The sequence below is a fragment of the Pseudonocardia sp. genome, from assembly GCF_050250275.1.
Taxonomy (GTDB): Bacteria; Actinomycetota; Actinomycetes; order Mycobacteriales; family Pseudonocardiaceae; genus Pseudonocardia.
Window position 1 is genome coordinate 68527 of sequence record NZ_JBFWOY010000024.1, and the last position, 13786, is coordinate 82312.

Here is a 13786-nt window from a genome sequence, read left to right on the forward strand (position 1 = left end):
GTCAGCTCAGGGCGCAGGACGCGGTGCCGCGGTAGTGCGCCTGGTCCCAGGTCGTGGCGTCGAAGGTGATCTCCAGCCGGCCGTCACGGACCGTGGCGGTCGCGGTGGCCCTGCCGGAGCGGCCGTCGGAGGCGGTGTAGCCGGTGGCGTAGTCGGAGCCGGCCTCCGTCGAGTTCCAGGTCATCCGGACCTCGCCGGGACCGTCGCCCACCGGCGCCTCGACGTAGAGGCCCTCGATCGTCTCCGACGGGGCGTTGGCGGGGCCGAAGGAGAGGGTGGCGCGGCCGGCGTCGGTGTGACATCGGTTGACGTCGGCGGCGGTCGCCGCGGTGATGGTGTGGCTGCCCACGCGGGTCGCCATGCGGCCGTCGGTGACGACGTCGATGGTCGCGGTGGCGACGGCGGCCGGTGCGGCCACGGGACCGGGGGTCGGGGCGGAGGCGCCTGCGGTCGGGGTGGAGCAGGCGGCGGCCGAGGCGGCGAGGATCAAGGCGGGGACGGCGAGGAGCGTCTTCTGTGCGGTGCGCATGGGAGGAACGCTACGAATCCGGCGCGCGCCGGAGCAGGGTGCGGACAGGCAGGTCGGGAGGGGTGTCGGCACCCACATCGGGTGCGGGCAGTACGAGCGGGCGGGGCCGTACGACCCGGCGTACTTTAGTTGCTGATGCTAAAGAATCTGTCGGGCGACGACCGGTACAAATGGGTCGCCCTCTCCAACACGACACTGGGCGTGCTGATCGTCACGATCAACATGTCGATCCTGCTCATCGCGCTGCCCGACATCTTCCGCGGCATCGGCATCGACCCGCTCGCGCCCGGGAACATCAGCTACCTGCTGTGGCTGATCATGGGCTACCTCGTCGTCACGGCGGTGCTCGTCGTCAGCTTCGGGCGCCTCGGCGACATGTTCGGCCGCACGACGATGTACAACCTCGGCTTCGCGGTCTTCACCGTGTTCTCGGTGCTGCTCGCGGCGACCTGGATGCACGGTGACGGCGCGGCGATCTGGCTGATCGTCATGCGCGTGCTCCAGGGGGTCGGCGGGGCTCTGCTGCTGGCCAACTCGACGGCGATCCTCACCGACGCCTTCCCCGCCCACCAGCGCGGCCTCGCCCTGGGCATCAACCAGGTCGCCGCCATCGGCGGCTCGTTCGTCGGACTGGTCGTCGGCGGCGTGCTCGGCCCCGTGAACTGGCACTGGGTGTTCCTCGTGTCCGTGCCCGTCGGGGTGTTCGGGACGATCTGGGCCTACCTCAAGCTGCGCGCCACCGGCACCCGAGCCCGCGCGCGCCTCGACTGGTGGGGCAACGTCACGTTCGCCGTCGGCCTCGTCGCGATCCTCGTCGGCATCACCTACGGCATCCAGCCCTACGCGGGGCACACCATGGGCTGGACGAGCCCGCTGGTGCTGACGCTCGTCGTCGGCGGGATCGCGGTCCTCGCGCTGTTCGCGTGGATCGAGACGCGGGTGCCCGACCCGATGTTCCGGCTCTCGCTCTTCCGTATCCGCGCCTTCACCGCCGGCAACGTCGCGAGCCTGCTCGCAGCGCTGGGCCGCGGCGGCCTGCAGTTCATCCTGATCATCTGGCTGCAGGGCATCTGGCTGCCCGAACACGGCTTCTCGTTCGAACGGACACCGCTGTGGGCGGGCATCTACATGCTGCCGCTGACGGTCGGGTTCCTCGTCGCCGGGCCCGTCTCGGGGTTCCTCTCCGACCGCTTCGGCGCGCGGCCCTTCGCCACCGCCGGGATGGTCGTGGCCGCGGCGAGCTTCCTGCTGCTCGACCTGCTGCCCGTCGACTTCTCCTACCTCGCCTTCGCCGCCGTGCTGCTGCTCAACGGTCTCGCGATGGGCCTGTTCAGCTCACCCAACCGGGCCGCGATCATGAACAGCCTCCCCGCCGACCAGCGCGGCGCCGGCGCCGGGATGACCTCCACGTTCCAGAACGCGGCGACCGTCCTGTCGATCGGCATCTTCTTCTCGATGCTGATCCTGGGCCTCGCCTCGTCGCTTCCGGCGACGCTCGCCGCCGGCCTCACCGCTCAGGGCGTCCCCGCGGCGACAGCAGCCCAGGTCGCGGCGCTCCCGCCCGTCGGCACCCTGTTCGCCGCGCTCCTGGGCTTCAACCCGATCCAGACCCTCCTCGGCCCGCAGGTCCTCGCCGGTGTCACGCCCGCCCAGGCGTCCACGCTCACCGGACGGGAGTTCTTCCCGCAGCTCGTCTCCGGCCCCTTCGCGCACGGCCTCACCCTCGCGCTCGGGTTCGCCGCGGCGGCCTGCCTCGTCGCCGCCGTCGCGTCGGTGCTGCGCGGCGGCACGTACCACTGGACCGAGCCCGACCCGGCCCCGAAGGCCGCCGCGAAGGTCTGACACGCTGCGGCGGTGTTCGGCCTCCACGCCTCGACGATCCGTCTCGACAACGGCTGGTTCGTCGCAATCGTGGCGGTCGTGGCCGTGCTGCTGGTCGCGTTCGTGCCGTGGCGGTGGGACGCGTGGCGCCGCCGCCAGACGTGGCGCGCCGTCACCGCGGTCGCCGCCGTCGCCGGGGTCGTCGTCGCCGCGGCCGCGGGCGCCAATTATCTCGGCTCCTTCTACCCGACGCTCGGGTCGCTCCTCGGCTCCTCCGGCAACCCCGGCGAGGGCACCCACGCCGACATCGGCCCGAACGGTACCGACCTCGCCGCGGCCCTGCCGGTGATCACCGCCCGCAGCGCCGAGGGCCACGGCACGGTCCTGCACATGGTGTTCCACGGCGAGCGCTCCGCCGTCACCCGCGACGCCGACGTCTACCTGCCCGCCGGCTACACCGACCCCGCCGACGCGGCCGTCCGCTACCCCGTCGTCGAGTGGCTGCCGGGCTTCCCCGGGGAGCCCCGCGAGGTCGTCGCGCTCTTCGGCGTCACCGACCTGATCGACGCCGCCATCGCCGACCACCGCATGCCGCCCGCGATCGTGCTGGTCCCCGACATCAACGGCGAGCCCCGCTTCGGCCACGACGAGGAATGCGTCGACGCCCAGCGCGGCGCGGCCGACGACACCTACCTGACGACCGACCTGCACGACTGGGCCCAGCGCACGCTACGGGTGCGCACCGAGCGGGAGGCGTGGGCACTGTCGGGGTGGTCGTCGGGCGGGTACTGCGCGATGAACCTGGCCCTGCGCCACCCCGACTTGTACTCCGTCGCGATCAGCCAGTCCGGCTACGACCGCGCCCCCGACGACATCGTCACCGGCGACCTCTTCGCGGGCCGCCCCGACCTGCTCGCGGCCAACGACGTCGTCGCCCATCTGCGCGACCACCCCGCCCCGACGACGATCCTCGCCACCGCGGGTGCCGACGAGGCCGACGAGCAGGCCGCGCTCGCGCGGCTGCGCGCCGCCGCGGTCCCGCCGGTGACACTGTCGACGCACACCTTCGCCGGGGGCGGGCACAACCAGGTCGCGGTCCGTGCCCAGCTGCCGGCGCTCGTCGACTGGCTGGGCCGCCATCTCCCCGGCCCCGTCGCCCCGAGTACCCCGCCCGACGGCACACAGGTACTCCCCCCGGCCGCCGTCGAGCCGCCACCCCTCCCGGTCCCCGACCCACCCCTGTGAGCGGGCGCCGGGCTGCCCCGCCTTGTGCAGGAACGGCACTTTCCCGCAGCCCGATTGCGGGAAAGTGCCGTTCCTGCAGGTCGGGAGGCCAGGGCGGCAGGGCCTCAGTCCGTGCGGACCTCCGTGCCGTCCTGGGCCCAGCGGGTGTGGAAGGCGCCCTCGGAGTCGGTGCGCTGGTAGGTGTGGGCGCCGAAGAAGTCGCGCAGGCCCTGGATCAGGTTGGCGGGGCCGCGCTCGCGGCGGTAGCCGTCGTAGTAGCTCAGGCTCGAGGAGAACGCCGGGATGGCGACGCCCTGCTCCGTCGCCGTCACGACCACCCGCCGCCAGGCGTCCTGCGCGTTCGCGACGGCCTCGGTGAAGTACGGGACCATCAGCAGGTTGTCGAGGTCGGGGTGCTCGTCGTAGGCCTCGCGGATGCGGTTGAGGAACTGCGCCCGGATGATGCAGCCGCCGCGCCAGATGGTGGCCATCTCACCGAGCTTGAGGTCCCAGTCGTTCTGCACCGACGCGGCCCGCATCTGGGCGAAACCCTGCGCGTACGCGACGACCTTGGAGGCGTAGAGCGCCTGCCGGATGTCGTCGACGAGACGGTCGTCGACCTTCGTGCCGGGTGTCGGGCCCGCGAGGGTCGCCGCGGCGGCGGCGCGCTCGGCGCGCAGGGCCGAGAGCCCGCGGGCGAAGACGGCCTCGGTGATGCCGGTGAGCGGGATGCCCAGGCCGAGGGCGTCGATGGCGGTCCAGGTGCCGGTGCCCTTCTGCCCGGCCTGGTCGACGATGACGTCGACGAGCGGGCCGCCGGTCTTCTCGTCGACCTTCGCCAGGACCTTGCCGGTGATCTCGATGAGGAACGACTCGAGGTCGCCGGAGTTCCACTCCTCGAAGATCTTGCCGATGGCGTGCGCGTCGAGCCCGGCGACCTGGGTGAGCAGGTCGTAGGCCTCGACGATGAGCTGCATGTCGGCGTACTCGATGCCGTTGTGGACCATCTTCACGTAGTGCCCGGCGCCGCCGGGTCCGACGTGGACGACGCAGGGGGTGCCGTCGACGACCGCGGCGATGGACTCGAAGACGTCCTTCACCTCGGCGTAGGCCTCGGGGTCGCCGCCGGGCATGATGCTCGGCCCGAGCAGGGCGCCCTCCTCGCCGCCGGACACGCCGACGCCCATGAACCGGATGCCGTTGGCCTCGCACTCGGCGGTGCGGCGCACGGTGTCGGGGAAGTGTGAGTTGCCGGCGTCGATGATGATGTCGCCCTTGTCGAGCAGGGGCGTGAGGTCGGCGATGACGCCGTCGACGGGCTTGCCCGCCTTCACCATGACGATGATGCGGCGCGGCGTCTCCAGCGCGTCGACGAACTCCTGCAACGACTGGGTGCCGGTGAAGTCGCCCTCGCCGCCGAACTCGTTCATGAACTCGGTGGTCTTGGACCCCGTCCGGTTGTGCACCGCGACGGGCACCCCGCGGCTCGCGATGTTGCGGGCCAGGTTCGCGCCCATCACCGCCAGCCCGGTGACCCCGATCCGGCTCTGTCCCGCCATGGTCGACTCCCTCTCGCTGCGCGGATGTTCACGGTCCTGCCGATCATCCTGCCCGTTCCGCAGCCCGGCACGAACCGCCGTGTGGCGTCTGCGACGCCGGTAGCGTCGATCGACATGTACGAGGTAGTGCTGCTCCGTCACGGCGAGACCCTCGGTTACGACGGCGACCACGGCCTGACGCCCCGCGGCGAGGAGCAGGCGCGGGCCCGGGGCAAGGCGTTGGCGGCCGAGATCGCGCCGGGCGCCCGGGTGCTGATGCCGCACGCACGGACGTCGCGGGCCACGGCGACGGCGGTGACGTTGCGGGCCGCGCTGGTGGCCGAGGGTGTCGACGAGTCGCAGCTCGGTGCGCTCTACGCGGAGCCGCACTTCGACAACCTGCGGTTCTCCCTGGAGGGGGAGGTCGTCGACACGTCGGTGGCGGTGGCGGCGCGGCTGGCGCTGCCGGAGGGCCACGACGACGACTGGGTCCGTGAGTACGACCGCTTCGACAGCGACTACCGCGACGTCGCGGCGGCGGGCGGGCCGATCGAGTTCTGGGTGCACAACCCGCTGCTCTACTTCGAGCCGCCGCAGCTGGCGGTGCTGCGGACGTGGCTGGGGGTCGAGGCGCTCGGGCCGCTCCTGCGGTCGGAGGGCGCCGCGCTCGCCCTGGTCTGCACGCACTCCGCGCCGATGCGCGCCTTCGTGGCGACGACGTTCGGCGAGGACCTGGGCGAGCCGGAGAACCTGGAGCCGATCCGGGTCCGCGTGGACGACGGCGCGGCACGCGTCGACTACCGGGACCGCACGATCACGACGCGCATCCCGCAGCTGCCCGCGTGGATCGACCGGGGGTGGCTGGACCGGTACGGGCGCTGACTCAGAAGGCGGGCCACGGGATGGCCGGGCCGTACCCCGAGGGCTGGGGGTAGCGCGGGGCGGCGAGCAGCCCGTCGACACGTGAGGTGAGCGCCGCGACCTCGGTGAGCGTGATGTGGTCGTTCAGGGTGTCGGCGAGGCCGCCGTCGAGTGCGCTGCGCAGCTTCTCCAGGCCGGCGACGACGGTCGCGGGCAGGTCGTCGCCGACCCAGCCCCACAGGACGGTGCGCAGCTTGTCCTCGACGTGCATGGTGAGGCCGTGGTCGACGCCGTAGACGCGGCCGTCGACACCGGCGAGGACGTGCCCGCCCTTGCGGTCGGCGTTGTTGGCGACGACGTCGAAGGCCGCCATCGCGGCGAGCTGCGGGTCGTCGGCGTGGACGAGGACCGCCGGGTCACCGGCTCCGTCGCGGGCCCGCAGCACCCGTTTCCAGCCCTCGGGCACCTTCTTCGGGGAGCAGACGTCGATCAGCTCGCGTTCGTCGGTGTCGACCCAGACCTGCAGCATCCCGGGGCCGAAGGGGCCGTTCTCGCGCAGGATCGTCGGGGGGACGACGTGCAGCTCCGACGCCTCGGACACCAGGAAGCTGGCGACCTCACGGCCGGCGAGGGTGCCGTCGGGGAAGTCCCACAGCGGGCGTTCACCCCGGACCGGCTTGTAGACGCACTCCAGCTCGACGCCGTCGAGGGTGACGGTGCCGAAGAGCGTCGTGTTCGAGGCGTCGACGAGGCGGCCGGTGACGTCGATCTTGCCCGCGGTGAGCACCTCGTGCACCGCCGGGTCGCGAAGGTCCACGTGCGGGCGTCAGTCGGTCATCGGGGAGCGCTGGTGGAACCCGTTGAGCCGCACGCACACGTGGCCGGCGGGGTCGAGCGGTTCGGCGCACAGCGGGCACGGCGAACGGCCTGCCGAGACGACCAGCTCCGCGCGCTCGGCGAAGGCCTTGGCCTGCGGCGGGGAGAGGAACACGCGCAGCGCGTCGGGGCCTTCCTCGGTGTCGTCGAGGACGACCGACTCGTCGACCTCCTCCTCGCTCACCGCGAGCAGCTCGACGACGATCGAGCGGGTGTCGGCGTCCCAGCCCAGGCCCATCGTGCCGACGCGGAACTCCTCCTCGAGCGGCACGACGAGCGGGTCGGTGTCCGGGTCGCCGTCGGCCGGGGCGGGCAGCTCCTGGCCGAAGCGCCGGTTGACCTCCTGCAGCAGGGCGGCGATGCGCTCGGCCAGGACGGACACCTGCTGCTTCTCCAGCAGCACGCTGATGGTGCGGGCCTGTTCGGCGGCCTGGAGGTAGAACGACCGGTCGCCGGGCTCGCCGACGGTGCCCGCGACGAATCGTTCGGGCTGGCGGAAGACGTGGATGACGCGTGACATGGCACCTCCGAGAGTAGGCCACCCTCGCGCGGCGGGCACACCCGTGACGTGACGGGTCACCCTCGCGGGCTCAGGTGGAGCCGCCGACGACCGCGTCGGAACTGCGCTTCGTGGACCTGCGGCGGCGCGGTTTCGGGGGGACGATTCCGGCGAGGTCGCCCCCGAGGTCGTTGACCCTGGCCACGAACGGCCGCGTGTCGGTGTAGTGCACGACGCTGACCGAGCAGGTGTCGACCATGATCCGCTGGAAGTTGTCCAGGTGGGTCGCCAGGGCGTCGGCCAGCACCGACTTGATGACGTCGCCGTGGCTGCAGGCCAGCCACACTGCGCTCGGACCGTGGGTCTCGGCGATGCGGGCGCCGTGGGCGCGGACCGCGGCCACGGCCCTGGCCTGCATGCCGGCCAGGCCTTCACCGCCGGGGAACACGGCCGCCGACGGGTGGGCCTGCACGACCTTCCACAGCGGTTCCTTCGCCAGTGCCTTGAGCGACCCGCCGGTCCATTCGCCGTAGTCGACCTCGGAGAGCTCCTCCTCGACGGTGGGCACCAGCTCGCGGGCGATCGTGAGGGGCTCGACGGTCTGGCGGCACCGCGTCATCGGCGAGGTCACGATCTCGGCGATCGGGATCCCGGCGAGCCGCTCGACGACCTTCTCCGCCTGCGCCCGTCCGGTCTCGTCGAGCTCCACGCCGGCGCTGCGGCCGGCGAGCACGCCCGCGGTGTTGGCCGTCGAGCGCCCGTGGCGCAGCAGGATCAAGGTCGTCACCGCACCGAGCCTACGTGTGCGGGGAGACCTAGGTGGCGGAGACGGCGCCGATGGCCAGTGCCGCGAACAGCGCCACGCCCAGCGCGATGCGGTAGGCGACGAACACGTAGACGGTGTTGTTCTGCACGTACTTGAGCAGCCACGCGATGATCACGTAGCCGACGACGAACGCGATGATCGTGCCCACGACCATCTGCGGCCCGCTGGTGAGGCCGGACTCGGTGACGTCGCCGATCTGGAACAGCCCGGCCGCGACGACCGCGGGGATGGCCAGCAGGAACGAGTACCGGACCGCCGCCGGCCGGTCGAGGCCCAGCGCCAGGCCTGCGGTGATCGTGCCGCCCGACCGCGAGACCCCGGGGATCAGCGCCATCGCCTGCGCGAAACCGAGGATGACGCCGTCACGCACCGTGAGATGCTCCAGCGGCCGGTTCTGCTTGCCGTAGCGCTCCGCGAGGCCCAGCAGGATGCCGAAGACGACCAGCGTCGTCGCGACGATCCACAGGTTGCGGGCGACCGTCGCGATGGAGTCCTTGAACAGGAAGCCCAGGATGCTGATCGGGATGGTGCCGATGATCACCAGCCAGGCCAGCCGGTAGTCGTTGGTGGCCCGGACCTCGGCGTCGGTGAAGCCACGGAACCACGTCTTCACGAGGTTCCAGATGTCCTTCGCGAAGTAGATCAGGACGGCGGCCTCCGTCCCCAGCTGGGAGACGGCGGTGAACGCGGCGCCGGGGTCGTTGCCGAAGAACGCCCCGGACACGATCCGTAGGTGCGCCGACGACGAGATCGGGAGGAACTCCGTCAGGCCCTGGACGACGCTCAGGACGACGACCTCGAACCAGCTCACGAACCTGCTCCACACCGGTAGGACGACACGGCGAGGCACCGTACCGGGGGCGCCTGAGGGCGCTGCGAATAGGCTGATCCGGTGCGGTGCAGACAGGTCGGGACCAGCGGCCTCCAGGTTTCCCGGATCGGGCTCGGGACGATGACGTGGGGGGACGACACCGACCTCGAGGCCGCCACCGACCAGCTCGTCACGTTCGTCGACGCCGGCGGCAGCCTGGTCGAGACGTGTGACGCCTACGCCGACGGCGCGGCCCAGGAGATCCTCGGCGCGGTCATGGCGGACTCGGTGCCGCGCGAGGACGTCGTGATCTCGGCGCGGGGCGGGCTGCCCGGCGGCGCGTCGGGCGACCGCGGCGCCCGCGGCGCCCTGCTCGACTCGCTCGACGCCACGCTGCGCCGGTTGCGCGTCGACCACGTCGACCTGTGGCAGCTGCCCGGCTGGGACGCCGCCGTGCCGCTGGAGGAGACGCTCTCGGCGGTCCAGGTCGCGGTGATGTCGGGCAAGGCCCGCTACGCCGGGCTCGTCGGGCCGTCGGGCTGGCAGCTGGCGACGGTCGTCGAGAAGGCCCGCGCGACGTCCGGGATGGTCGTCCCGGTCGCCGCGCAGGTGGAGTACTCGCTGCTGACGCGCGGTGTCGAGGGGGAGCTCGTGCCCGCGGCCGAGCACCACGGCCTGGGGCTCGTCGCCTGGGCGCCGCTGGGTCGCGGCGTGCTCACCGGCAAGTACGTCGAGGGCACCCCGGCGGACTCGCGGGCGGCCTCCGCGGTCCTCGCGCCCTACGTCGAGGCCCGCCGCAACGAGCGGTCCGCGCGGATCGTCCAGTCGGTCCTCACCGCCGCGGACGGGCTCGGCACCTCCCCGCTGGCCGTCGCCCTGTCCTGGGTGCGCGACCGGCCCGGCGTCGCGTCGGCCGTGGTCGGGGCCCGCGACGGCGCCCAGCTCGCGGCGTCGCTGGCCACCGAGAAGGTGGAGCTGCCCGCGGAGATCCGTGCCGCCCTCGACGACGTCAGCGTCCCGATCTGACGGTTGTCGCATCGTGAACCGGTGCTGGCCGCGGGTGCGCGTCGACGCATATGGTGAACGGCACGTCATCTCTCGTTCACACGGTGGGGACGTCGCCGGGCAGGTACCCGGCGCGGATGAGCACGACCGGGCGGCCAGTCCGAGGGCAAGGAGGTGGGCCGGTGGCGTCGACCGGCACGGCTGCGCAGGAAGCAGGAGATGCCGACGGGGACTGGGAGTACCGCCCCGTCCACCTGCCCGGGGACGTTCCCCGGCTGACGGCGGCGGTACGGCTGGCCATCCAGGCCGAGTCGGGCGGCTGGGAGCTCTCCCGCGTCCGCCTCTACCCCGGTGGCGTGCGAAAGGTGTGGCTGCGACGCAGGCGCTCCCTGTCGATGCTTCCCGAACCGACGTTCTGACGGTTCACCCGCCGGTGGCGCCCGTCGCGTGTAATACCCGTCCGTGCTGCACCGATGATCCTGTCGACCGACTGTGTTCGGGGGGATCACGTTGGCGACCACCACCACAGGCACGCGTCCCGGTGCCCGGGCCCTGCTCGTCGAGTTCAACGAGCTCAGCCCGGCGCTGCTCGACCGTTTCATCGCCGCCGGGCAGCTGCCGCACTTCCGGGCGTTCCGCGACTCCTCGGTCGTGTACACGACCGACGCGGGTGAGGACGCCCCGCACCTCGAGCCCTGGATCCAGTGGCCGACGGTGCACAGCGGCATCCCGTTCGCCGAGCACGGCGTCTTCGCCCTCGGTGAGGGACGCGAGAAGCTGACGCAGCCGCTCCTGGGGGACGTGCTCGCGGCCGCCGGCGTCCCGGTCGGCGTCTTCGGGTCGATCAACACCGCCTACCGCCGCCGCCCCGGCGAGCCCGGCTACGTCGTCCCCGACCCCTGGGACATCGACGGTGTGGCGTTCCCGCGGTCGCTGCAACCGTTCTACGAGACGGTGTCGTGGGCGGTGCAGGAGTCCTCCCGCGACGGCCTGCCCGGCGCGGGGCAGCTGGCCCGGTTCGCCGCGTTCCTGGTGCGCAACGGCCTGCGCCCCGCGACCGTCGTCGCGGCGGTCCGCCAGCTCGTCGACGAGCGCCGCACCGGTGGCGTCGCGTGGCGGCGGGCCTCGGTGCTCGACGACCTGTCCTACGACGTCTTCCGCACCCTGAACCGGCGCCACGGCGTCCGGTTCGCCACGTTCTTCTCCAACAGCACCGCCCACTACCAGCACTACTACTGGCGGGACATGGAGCCGGAGCTGTTCGACGAGGTCGGTGACGGCGCCCATGCCGACGCCGTCCTGTACGGCTACCGGCGGATGGACGCGCTGCTCGGCCGCATCATGGCCGACGAGCCCGACTCCCTGCTCGTGCTGGCGACCGCGCTGTCGCAGCAGCCGTGGGCCGAGTCGGCCAAGCGCACCTTCCGTCCCCGCGACTTCGACGCCCTCCTCGCGTTCGCCGGCATCGGAGGGGCTGTCGCGAGACCGATGATGGCCGAGCAGTTCGTCGTCGAGCCGGTCTCCCACGACGCGGCCCGCGACGCCCTCCGGAAGCTGCAGGCGCTGACGGTCGACGGCACCCGGCTGCTCAGCGCCGACCTCGACGGCCGCCGCCTGCAGGTGGGCTGCCGCAGCGACGTCGGCCGCGAGGGGGCCACCGTCGCGGGCGGGGCCGGCGACACCTCCCGGGCGTTCGACGAGCTGTTCTACCCGATCCACACCACCCGCAGCGGCCGGCACAGCCGCGACGGCGCCCTGTGGTTCCGCACCGGCGCGCACCGTGTCGTCGAGGGCCGGGTCCCGCTCACCGACATCGCCCCGACGATCCTGGACCACTTCGGCGTCGCCGTCCCCGCGCACATGCGCGGCTCGGTGCTGCCGCTGCACCGGGCGCCGGGGGTCCCGGCGCAGCGCAGCCGCCCGTCGTCCCCGCTGCGCGAGTCCGTGGTCGTCCCCCGGCCCCGCCGGAGCCTGTGAGCGCGACGGTCGCCACGCACGACCGTCGCACCCACGACCCCGGGTCGTCGATGCTCAGGGGACGAGGACCACCTTGCCGACGGTCCCGCGCGACCCCAGCCGGCGCAGCGCCTCCTTGACCTCGGTCAACGGCAGCTCCGCGCCGACGAGGGGTTCGATGAGCCGCTTGCGCCACAGCTCCTCGAGCTCGTCCTGCCACGGTTGGATCAGCTCGGGGCGCATCGTCCGGTAGTAGCCCCAGTGCACCCCGACGACGGAGTAGTTCTTGATCAGGACGTGGTTGGTCGGGGCGTCGGCGATCCGCCCGCCCGCGAACCCGATGACCAGGATGCGGCCCTCGAACGCGGCGATCCGTCGCGACGCGTCGAAGACGTCCCCGCCGACGGGGTCGTAGATGACGTCCGCGCCGCGCCCGCCGGTGAGGTCCTTCACGGCGGCGACGAGGTCGACGTCGCGGTAGTCGACGACGTCGTCGCAGCCCACCGACTTCGCGACCGCGCACTTCTCCGCGCCACCCGCCGTCCCGATGACCCGTGCGCCGAGCGCCTTGCCCAGCTGCACCGCCGCGGTACCGACGCCGCCGGCCGCCGCGTGCACGAGCAGCGTCTCGCCCTCGGCCAGCTGCCCGCGGTGCGTCAGCGCGCACCAGCCGGTCTGGTAGGTGATCAGCAGTCCGGCGGCCTGCGCGGGCGTCATGCCCTCGGGCCAGCGGAACGTCGCGACGTCGGGGAGCAGCGCCACCTCGGCGTAGCCGCCGTGGCCGAGGACCGGCAGCCCGACGACGCGGTCGCCCACCGCGAACCGCGCGCCCTCCCCCGCCGCGACGACCTCGCCCGCGACCTCCATGCCCGGGGTGAACGGCAGCGGCGGCTTCTCCTGGTACTTGCCCTGACAGGCCAGGATGTCGGGGAAGTTGCAGGCCGCGGCGTGCACGCGCACCGCCACCTCGCCGGGCCCGGGGACCGGTTCCGGGATGTCCTCGTGCCAGGTGAGGACCTCGTCCGGGTCACCGTTCTCGTGGACCTGCCAACCGCGCATCAATGCTGCTCCCAACTCACTGACGGGGCCCGGCGTCCGCCCGCCGGGCCGGGGACGCCACGGAACCCGTAGGGCCCGGGCTCGCGGCCGGGCTGGACGAACCAGCACTCGCCCGGCGCGCCGTTCTCGATGATCGTCGCGACGGCCGCGGCGACGTCGCCGGCGCCCAGGAGGGGGAAGTCGCCGAACTCGCCCCGCGCGTTCGTGATCAGGGCGGTGTCGGTGTAGCCGGGGCACACGGCGGCCAGCCGGATCCCCTCCTCCGCCAGGGCGGGCGCCGCGGCCCGCACGTACCCGACGACGGCGTGCTTCGTCAGCGTGTACAGCGGATCGCCCGCGTGCGGCGTCAGTCCCGCCAGCGACGCCGTGGCGACGACGACCCCGCCGCCCGCGCGCCGCAGCGCGGGCACGGCGGCGTTCACCCCGAACACCACGTGGTCGACGTTGACGCCCACGATGCGGCGGTAGCCGTCCACATCGAGGCCGGTGACGCCGTCCTGCCCGGACGTCATGCCCACGTTGAGCAGCACGACGTCGAGCCGGCCGAACGTGTCCTCCGCCGCGGCGACGGCCTCGGCCATCGCCGCGGGGGCCGACACGTCGGCGGCGTGCGCCCGCCCGCCGACGTCGTCGGCGACCCGGCGGGCCCCCACCTCGTCGCGGTCGACGACGACCACCTGCGCTCCCGCGCCCGCGAGCAGCCGGGCCGCGGCCTCACCGATGCCCGATGCGCCGCCGGTGACGAGCGCGACCCTTCCTCCGAGATCCACGTCGATCTCCT

General features: G+C 72.8%; 14 protein-coding genes. 6 read left to right on the plus strand and 8 right to left on the minus strand.

Going from position 1 to position 13786, the window contains the following annotated elements:
- Nucleotide 1: 1 nt before the first annotated feature.
- The gene (locus tag AB7F12_RS21250) at nt 2-529 is read right to left on the minus strand and encodes a hypothetical protein (protein ID WP_428497311.1); all 528 of its coding nucleotides are present in this window, start codon (nt 527-529) and stop codon (nt 2-4) included.
- Between the two features lie 135 nt (nt 530-664).
- Here AB7F12_RS21250 and AB7F12_RS21255 point away from each other — a divergent pair, with 135 nt between their 5' ends.
- Entirely contained in the window at nt 665-2371 is a 1707-nt protein-coding gene (locus tag AB7F12_RS21255; protein WP_428497312.1) for an MFS transporter, read from the plus strand.
- Between the two features lie 12 nt (nt 2372-2383).
- On the plus strand, nt 2384-3595 hold the full coding sequence (locus AB7F12_RS21260) for an alpha/beta hydrolase (RefSeq protein WP_428497313.1): 1212 nt from the start codon (nt 2384-2386) through the stop codon (nt 3593-3595).
- A gap of 104 nt (nt 3596-3699) precedes the next feature.
- Here AB7F12_RS21260 and gndA read toward each other — a convergent pair whose 3' ends face one another.
- On the minus strand, nt 3700-5133 hold the full coding sequence (gndA, locus tag AB7F12_RS21265; protein ID WP_428497314.1) for an NADP-dependent phosphogluconate dehydrogenase: 1434 nt from the start codon (nt 5131-5133) through the stop codon (nt 3700-3702).
- A 114-nt stretch (nt 5134-5247) separates the two neighbouring features.
- Between gndA and AB7F12_RS21270 the strand changes: the two genes are divergently transcribed.
- Complete coding sequence (locus AB7F12_RS21270) at nt 5248-5994, plus strand: histidine phosphatase family protein (protein ID WP_428497315.1); 747 nt, start codon at nt 5248-5250, stop codon at nt 5992-5994.
- A 1-nt stretch (nt 5995) separates the two neighbouring features.
- Here the strand turns inward: AB7F12_RS21270 and AB7F12_RS21275 are convergent, their stop codons facing one another.
- The 4 genes from AB7F12_RS21275 to AB7F12_RS21290 form a co-directional block, all read right to left on the minus strand.
- Nucleotides 5996-6790 (minus strand): SCO1664 family protein, encoded by a 795-nt coding sequence (locus tag AB7F12_RS21275; RefSeq protein WP_428497316.1) that lies wholly within the window; start codon nt 6788-6790, stop codon nt 5996-5998.
- A gap of 9 nt (nt 6791-6799) precedes the next feature.
- The gene (locus AB7F12_RS21280) at nt 6800-7369 is read right to left on the minus strand and encodes a DUF3090 domain-containing protein (RefSeq protein ID WP_428497317.1); all 570 of its coding nucleotides are present in this window, start codon (nt 7367-7369) and stop codon (nt 6800-6802) included.
- 70 nt (nt 7370-7439) lie between these two features.
- The gene (locus AB7F12_RS21285; RefSeq protein WP_428497318.1) at nt 7440-8135 is read right to left on the minus strand and encodes a histidine phosphatase family protein; all 696 of its coding nucleotides are present in this window, start codon (nt 8133-8135) and stop codon (nt 7440-7442) included.
- Between the two features lie 28 nt (nt 8136-8163).
- Nucleotides 8164-8985: an undecaprenyl-diphosphate phosphatase gene (locus AB7F12_RS21290; protein WP_428497319.1), complete on the minus strand. Its 822-nt coding sequence runs from the start codon at nt 8983-8985 to the stop codon at nt 8164-8166.
- 81 nt (nt 8986-9066) lie between these two features.
- Between AB7F12_RS21290 and AB7F12_RS21295 the strand changes: the two genes are divergently transcribed.
- The 3 genes from AB7F12_RS21295 to AB7F12_RS21305 all read left to right on the plus strand — a co-directional run bounded on the left by AB7F12_RS21295 (nt 9067) and on the right by AB7F12_RS21305 (nt 11967).
- The gene (locus AB7F12_RS21295) at nt 9067-10011 is read left to right on the plus strand and encodes an aldo/keto reductase (protein WP_428497320.1); all 945 of its coding nucleotides are present in this window, start codon (nt 9067-9069) and stop codon (nt 10009-10011) included.
- A 161-nt stretch (nt 10012-10172) separates the two neighbouring features.
- Nucleotides 10173-10409, plus strand: a complete 237-nt coding sequence (locus tag AB7F12_RS21300; protein ID WP_428497321.1) for a DUF5703 family protein — start codon at nt 10173-10175, stop codon at nt 10407-10409.
- Nucleotides 10410-10500: 91 nt separating this feature from the next.
- Entirely contained in the window at nt 10501-11967 is a 1467-nt protein-coding gene (locus AB7F12_RS21305; protein ID WP_428497322.1) for a hypothetical protein, read from the plus strand.
- Nucleotides 11968-12021: 54 nt separating this feature from the next.
- On the opposite strand, the gene AB7F12_RS21310 is transcribed toward AB7F12_RS21305, so the two are convergent.
- Complete coding sequence (locus AB7F12_RS21310) at nt 12022-13005, minus strand: NADPH:quinone oxidoreductase family protein (RefSeq protein ID WP_428497323.1); 984 nt, start codon at nt 13003-13005, stop codon at nt 12022-12024.
- A complete protein-coding gene (locus AB7F12_RS21315) occupies nt 13005-13775 on the minus strand; it encodes an SDR family NAD(P)-dependent oxidoreductase (protein ID WP_428516781.1) in 771 nt (256 codons plus the stop codon). Before AB7F12_RS21315 ends, AB7F12_RS21310 begins: the two co-directional genes overlap by 1 nt.
- Between the last annotated feature and the right edge of the window lie 11 nt (nt 13776-13786).

Coding starts and splice junctions, on each gene's coding strand:
- AB7F12_RS21270 (WP_428497315.1), top strand. CDS start 5,248: ATGTACGAGGTAGTGCTGCTCCGTCACGGCGAGACCCTCGGTTACGAC.
- AB7F12_RS21310 (WP_428497323.1), bottom strand. CDS start 13,005: ATGCGCGGTTGGCAGGTCCACGAGAACGGTGACCCGGACGAGGTCCTC.
- AB7F12_RS21280 (WP_428497317.1), bottom strand. CDS start 7,369: ATGTCACGCGTCATCCACGTCTTCCGCCAGCCCGAACGATTCGTCGCG.
- gndA (WP_428497314.1), bottom strand. CDS start 5,133: ATGGCGGGACAGAGCCGGATCGGGGTCACCGGGCTGGCGGTGATGGGC.
- AB7F12_RS21250 (WP_428497311.1), bottom strand. CDS start 529: ATGCGCACCGCACAGAAGACGCTCCTCGCCGTCCCCGCCTTGATCCTC.
- AB7F12_RS21255 (WP_428497312.1), top strand. CDS start 665: ATGCTAAAGAATCTGTCGGGCGACGACCGGTACAAATGGGTCGCCCTC.